The 5,788-nt window shown below is 72.4% G+C and carries 5 protein-coding genes and 1 pseudogene; 4 read left to right on the top strand and 2 right to left on the bottom strand.

All coding sequences use genetic code 11. The features are described 5' to 3' along the window. Nucleotides 1–167: 167 nt before the first annotated feature. Nucleotides 168–518: a hypothetical protein gene (locus ACFXA3_RS33245; RefSeq protein ID WP_385193001.1), complete on the bottom strand. Its 351-nt coding sequence runs from the start codon at nucleotides 516–518 to the stop codon at nucleotides 168–170. A gap of 53 nt (nucleotides 519–571) precedes the next feature. On the opposite strand from ACFXA3_RS33245, the gene ACFXA3_RS33240 reads away from it, so the two are divergent. Then, nucleotides 572–1,333 carry a glycerophosphodiester phosphodiesterase gene (locus ACFXA3_RS33240; protein WP_385192999.1) on the top strand — a complete coding sequence of 254 codons (762 nt, stop codon included), beginning with the start codon at nucleotides 572–574 and terminating at the stop codon, nucleotides 1,331–1,333. A 68-nt stretch (nucleotides 1,334–1,401) separates the two neighbouring features. Here ACFXA3_RS33240 and ACFXA3_RS33235 read toward each other — a convergent pair whose 3' ends face one another. Continuing rightward, nucleotides 1,402–2,952 (bottom strand): ricin-type beta-trefoil lectin domain protein, encoded by a 1,551-nt coding sequence (locus ACFXA3_RS33235; protein ID WP_385192996.1) that lies wholly within the window; start codon nucleotides 2,950–2,952, stop codon nucleotides 1,402–1,404. 105 nt (nucleotides 2,953–3,057) lie between these two features. On the opposite strand from ACFXA3_RS33235, the gene ACFXA3_RS33230 reads away from it, so the two are divergent. The 3 genes and pseudogenes from ACFXA3_RS33230 to ACFXA3_RS33220 form a co-directional block, all read left to right on the top strand. Further along, on the top strand, nucleotides 3,058–4,461 hold the full coding sequence (locus ACFXA3_RS33230; RefSeq protein WP_385192993.1) for a class II fumarate hydratase: 1,404 nt from the start codon (nucleotides 3,058–3,060) through the stop codon (nucleotides 4,459–4,461). A 103-nt stretch (nucleotides 4,462–4,564) separates the two neighbouring features. Next, complete coding sequence (locus tag ACFXA3_RS33225) at nucleotides 4,565–5,263, top strand: DUF402 domain-containing protein (protein WP_385192991.1); 699 nt, start codon at nucleotides 4,565–4,567, stop codon at nucleotides 5,261–5,263. A 252-nt stretch (nucleotides 5,264–5,515) separates the two neighbouring features. Further along, nucleotides 5,516–5,788: pseudogene (locus ACFXA3_RS33220) on the top strand (hypothetical protein); the annotation flags it as partial.

Here is a 5,788-nt window from a genome sequence, read left to right as displayed (position 1 = left end):
ACTTCTTCCAGAACCCGGCCCCGGAGCCGACGTTCACCCACATCCCGGTCCGCGGCCCGGGCCTGGCGTAACCTCACCCGGCCCCCGCTGAAGAGCCCCTGGCCCCGCCAGGGGCTCTTGCCGTGACAGCGCCCGCCGCCGCGGCGGAGCGGATCGCCGAATTCCCCTCACCCGAGCGCACCGCGCAGCAGGGCCGCCTCCACCGGGGTGGCCTCGAAGCCGTGGGTGCGGGCATGGACGAGCTCGGGGAGCGAGAGGGCCATCAGCTCGCGGAGGGGCTTGAGGGGAATGCCGTGCGGGCCGCCGACCTCCAGGCGTACCGTCCCCTCCCGGGCCACGACCTCCTCGCGGATCTGTTCCGGGGCCGGTCCCCAGCCTCCGCCGCAGGCCTGCGTCCCGGACACCGGGCAGTGGTGCTGCCACTCCCAGCGCAGGCGGCCGTCGACGATGCGCTGCCAGGACTCGTCCCGGCAGGACGCGCACGGCGTGCAGTGGAACGTCATGGGGTGTTCGGCCATCCGTGCAGGATGCTGCACCGGGGCGGTCGCCGCATGCGGATAACGTCTGGGGCATGAGTTCACTCGCCACCGCCCGCGACGTGCGGGTCATCGCCCATCGGGGGGCCTCCCACGAGCACCCCGAGCACACCCTCGCCGCCTACCGGCAGGCCATCGCCGACGGCGCCGACGCGCTGGAGTGCGACGTACGGCTCAGTGCCGACGGGCGGCTCGTGTGCGTGCACGACCGGCGGGTGGAGCGGACCTCCGACGGGCGCGGGGTCGTCTCGGCCATGACGTACGAGGAGCTGTCCGCGCTCGACTTCGGCGGCTGGAAGGGCGACGCGCACCGCGGGGCGCAGGTGCTGCTCTTCGAGGACCTGCTGAAGGAGGCGCTGGCCGCGGACCGGCCCGTCGGGCTGGCCGTCGAGACCAAGCACCCCACCCGGGCGGGCGGCCGGCTGGAGGCCGAGCTCGTGCGGGTGCTGAAGGACCACGGGCTCGCCGACGGCGCGGACGGCCGCGTCGAGGTGATGAGCTTCTCGCGCAACGCGCTGACGCGGCTGCACCGGCTGGCGCCCGGGCTGCCCGCCGTGTACCTGGTCGAGCGGGCGCTGCGGCCGCCGCGGCCGCCGTTCGCGGGCCATGCCGGGCCCGGTATCGATCTGGTCCGCCGGGATCCGGGGCTGGTGGGGCGGCTGAAGGCCAAGGGGCTGCGGGTGCGGGTGTGGACGGTGGACGAGCCGGAGGACGTGGAGCTGTGCCTGCGTCTCGGTGTGGACACGCTGATCACCAACCGGCCGCGGGAGGTACGGGAGTACCTGAACGGGCTGTGAGCCCCGGGGGGAACACCCGGCCGGTCGCGCCGGCCGGGTGTGGGGGGTCGGGATCGTGCGGGGCGGGGTTACGCGAAGCGCTGGTTCGCGGAGCCGTTGCAGGTCTGCAGGCGCAGCCGGTCGTGGGCGGCGGCCACGGTCAGGCACATGCCGGACGCGGCGGCGGGGCGCAGGGTGGTTCCGTTGCGGACCCACTGCTGGTTCGCGCCGCCGTGGCAGTTCCAGAGGATCAGGCCGGTGCCGGCGCCGTAGTTGGCGCCCGGGGCGTCCAGGCAGCGGTCGTGGGTGAGTTCGGTGTGGAGGGACTTGTTCGCGGAGTCGTACCACCAGCCCTGGTTGCGGCCGCCGTGGCAGTCCCAGCCGAGGACGGCCGTCCCGTTGGCGCTGGAGCCGCCGTTGGCGTCGAGGCAGTTGCCGGTCGCCTCGTTCTTCAGCGGCCGGTACAGGTCGTCCCAGGCCCCGGCCTGGAGTACGGGCGTGCCGGTGCTGGCGGGGTCGGCGCAGGAGGCCTCGCGCAGGCCGGAGTCGTAGAGCTGGGTCAGGCAGGACGCGAACGCGCCGTGGCCGCGGTAGTTGGGGTGGAAGGACTGGCGGGCCGTGTTCTCGTCCCACGGGAAGTGGTCGCCGAGGTCCAGGTAGAGGCCGCGGGCCCAGGTGTCCTCCATGCACACCTCATGGCCCTGGAAGAGCCGCGAGTCGTCCAGGTAGGTCGCGCCCGAGGCGAGGGCGGCTTCGCGCATGCCCTTCTCGAAGGTGGGCACGGCGTGGTTGCGGCCCCAGGCGGCGTCGGAGTCGTAGCCGGCGCAGCCTCCGGGGAGCTTGCCGGGGAAGTTCGGGTTGTCGTAGAAGTCGGGCCCGATGGGGCTGGGGTAGCCCATGACGACGAGCTTGTAGTCGGAGTCGGCGTAGCCCGCGTCGCGCATGACCGTCTTGAGGTCGGCGACGGTGGCTTCGACCTTGGGCTTCAGGCCGTCGACGCGCGCCTGCCAGCCGGGGCCGTACTTGGGCTCGCAGGTGCCCTGGCTGAGCACCCAGCGGGTGACGCAGTCGGTCATGACCGGGCCGAACTGGAGGTCGTCGTTGGCGCCGGCGACGAGCAGCACCATCTTGATCTTCGTGTTGCGGGCCTTGATGGCGAGGCTGTCGCTCTGCACCAGCTCGTCGGCGTACTGCTTGCTGCCGCCGATGCGGATGTTGCCGGTGTAGCCGCCGGAGCAGGCGACGTTGAAGGTCAGGTCGGCCGGGATGCCGGTCCGGTGGATCGCGGAGTCCGGGGAGCGGTGGCACTGGTTGGCCGCCGTGTTGGTCGCCGGGTCGTAGTTGCCGACGCCCTCGCCCGAAATCTCGCTGTCGCCCAGCGAGATCAGGCCGGTCTTGCGTTCGTTCAGCGGGCGGATCGCCGGGTCGCCGTAGATCTTGGTGGCCTCCGCCGCGCGGACGGCCTCCAGTTCGGGCGGGAGCGGCGTCGCCGCGGCCGGGGTGCCGGTCGCGGCGGCTGCGGTGCCGGTCACCGCGTGGGCCATGGGGGTGATGGCGCCGACGCCCCCGAGGGCGGCCGCGAGGGCGGCGACGGCGGCGAAGGTAGATCTGAGCCCGGGTCTCGTACGCACACGTGTCATGAACGTCTCCCCTGTCGGTGTTACCCACGGTATTTACTGGCCGGTAGGGGACTTGGGAACACTTCGAACAAGACAATTGCTCAACTTTTTGAGGAGGCAATGCACATGACCGACGATCAGAACCAGGCGGCCTACCGGATCGAGCACGACTCGATGGGCGAGGTACGGGTCCCCGCGCACGCCAAGTGGCGGGCCCAGACCCAGCGCGCGGTGGAGAACTTCCCGCTCTCCGGGCAGCGCCTGGAGCGCGCCCACATCGAGGCGCTCGCGCTCGTCAAGGCGGCGGCCGCGGCCGTGAACGCGAAGCTGGGGGTGGTGGACGAGGACGTCGCCGGCGCCATCCGGTTCGCCGCCGCCGAGGTGGCCGAGGGCCGCTGGGACGACCACTTCCCCGTCGACGTGTTCCAGACCGGGTCCGGGACCTCGTCCAACATGAACACCAACGAGGTGATCGCCACCCTGGCCGGCGAGCGGCTCGGCCGCGACGTCCACCCCAACGACCACGTCAACGCCTCGCAGAGCTCGAACGACGTGTTCCCGTCGTCCATCCACATCGCCGCGACCGCCGCCGTCACCCGCGAGCTGATCCCGGCCCTGGAGCACCTCGCCGTCGCACTGGAACGCAAGGCCGAGGAGTTCGCCGAGGTGGTCAAGGCCGGCCGGACCCACCTGATGGACGCCACGCCGGTGACCCTGGGCCAGGAGTTCGGCGGGTACGCCGCCCAGGTGCGGTACGGCATCGAGCGGCTGCGGGCGGCCCTGCCCCGGCTCGCGGAACTGCCCCTGGGCGGAACCGCCGTGGGCACCGGCATCAACACCCCGCCCGGATTCTCCGCCGCCGTGATCGCCGAGGTGGCCGCCGCGACCGGGCTGCCGCTGACCGAGGCCCGCAACCACTTCGAGGCCCAGGGGGCGCGGGACGCGCTGGTGGAGACCTCGGGGACGCTCCGTACGATCGCCGTCTCCCTCACCAAGATCTCCAACGATCTGCGCTGGATGGCCTCGGGGCCGCGCACGGGATTGGCCGAAATCAATCTGCCCGATCTGCAGCCGGGCTCCTCGATCATGCCCGGGAAGGTCAATCCGGTGGTCCCGGAGGCCGTACTCATGGTCGCCGCACAGGTGACCGGGAACGACACGACCGTCGCCGTGGCGGGCGCGGCCGGCAATTTCGAGCTCAATGTGATGCTCCCGGTGATGGCCAAGAACCTGCTGGAATCGATCCGGCTGCTGGGCAACGCGAGCCGGCTGCTGGCCGACCGCACCATCGACGGGATCACCGCCAACGAGGCGCGGGCCAGGGAGTTCGCCGAGTCCTCCCCCTCCGTGGTGACCCCGCTGAACCGGTACATCGGCTACGAGGAGGCGGCCAAGGTCGCCAAGCGGGCGCTCGCCGAGCGGAAGACGATCAGGGAGGTCGTGCTGGAGTCCGGCTACGTCGACCGCGGTGACCTGACCCTGGAACAACTGGACGAGGCGCTCGACGTCCTGCGGATGACCAGGCCCTGAAAACGTTTCCGGCCTGGGGCCGGATTCGGTCGTTTCTCGTCCTCGCGCACCTCCGTGACCTGCACCGCAGCGGGCGCAGGGGCCCCAGCCCTAAGATCTGCGCATGACAGGTACCGGAGACCGCGGGGGCGGCGACGACGCGCAGGGCACCCGCTGGCGGCCCGGGGACCAGATCCTCTGGCGCTACCGCGACCTCGCCCCGGACCTGAAGGGCGCGGTCCACATCTGCCGTCCGGTGACCGTGGTGCAGGACACCGACGAGCTGCTGGCCGTGTGGATGGCCCCGGGCACCGAGTGCGTCAAGCCGGTGCTGGCCGACGGCACCCCCGTCCACGAGGAACCGCTCGCCACCCGGTACACCGCGCCGCGCACCACCGTACGGGCCCGCTGGTTCGGCGCCGGCGTGCTGAAGCTGGCCCGGCCCGGGGACCCCTGGTCGGTGTGGCTGTTCTGGGAACACGGCTGGCGGTTCAAGAGCTGGTACGTGAACCTGGAGGAGCCGCGCACGCGGTGGTCGGGCGGGGTCGACTCCGTGGACCACTTCCTGGACGTCTCCGTCTACCCGGACCGCACCTGGAAGTGGCGCGACGAGGACGAGTTCGCGCAGGCCCAGCGGTCCGGTCTGATGGACGCGGAACAGGCCCGCCGGGTGCAGGCCGCGGGGCGGGCGGCGGTGGACGTGATCAAGGCGTGGGGGGCGCCGTTCTCCGACGGCTGGCAGGACTGGCGGCCGGATTCCTCCTGGAACGTTCCGGCCCTGCCCGAGGACTGGGACCGCACCCCGGCGCATATGACCTCATGAGACCCTTGATGCGCCCCCGGGGTTCAAACGTAAGATCTGCCTCCGCAGGTCGCGCGCGAGAGGGGCGCCCGGCTGCACATCCGTAAATGTCGTGCCGTACGCGGGACTTGACCGGAGGTCAACGCAGAGCGAGAGGTAACGAGCGGGACGCGGAACCGCGGGGCGATGGTGCCCCCGCCGCTGAGCGGGTATACCGCGACTGACCGAGTTGAGTGCAGCGCACATCGAGCGCAAACGGACGGAATTCCACGCGTGACGGAGTACCCCACCTCGCAGGAGGGCCCGCAGCCCGCCGCGGCCGCCGCGACACCGGCCCCGGGCGGGCCCGCCGTGCCTGCGCGCGGCGCCGGTGCGGACGAACTGGGCCACGGCAAGGCCCCCGTCCCCGCGGCCGAAGCCGTACGCGGTGCGGCCGTGCCCGGCGACGAGCCCGTCCGCTCGGACGTCCCGCACCCGCGCGCCGAGGGCGCGCCCGCCCCGCAGGACGGCAGCCCCCGCCCGGCCCGCGGCCGCTCCCGCGCCGCC

Source organism: Streptomyces sp. NPDC059456, assembly GCF_042750055.1.
Lineage (GTDB): Bacteria > Actinomycetota > Actinomycetes > Streptomycetales > Streptomycetaceae > Streptomyces.
This window is presented reverse-complemented; position numbering and strand designations above follow the sequence as displayed.

Coding starts and splice junctions, on each gene's coding strand:
- ACFXA3_RS33225 (WP_385192991.1), top strand. CDS start 4,565: ATGACAGGTACCGGAGACCGCGGGGGCGGCGACGACGCGCAGGGCACC.
- ACFXA3_RS33230 (WP_385192993.1), top strand. CDS start 3,058: ATGACCGACGATCAGAACCAGGCGGCCTACCGGATCGAGCACGACTCG.
- ACFXA3_RS33235 (WP_385192996.1), bottom strand. CDS start 2,952: ATGACACGTGTGCGTACGAGACCCGGGCTCAGATCTACCTTCGCCGCC.
- ACFXA3_RS33240 (WP_385192999.1), top strand. CDS start 572: ATGAGTTCACTCGCCACCGCCCGCGACGTGCGGGTCATCGCCCATCGG.
- ACFXA3_RS33245 (WP_385193001.1), bottom strand. CDS start 518: ATGGCCGAACACCCCATGACGTTCCACTGCACGCCGTGCGCGTCCTGC.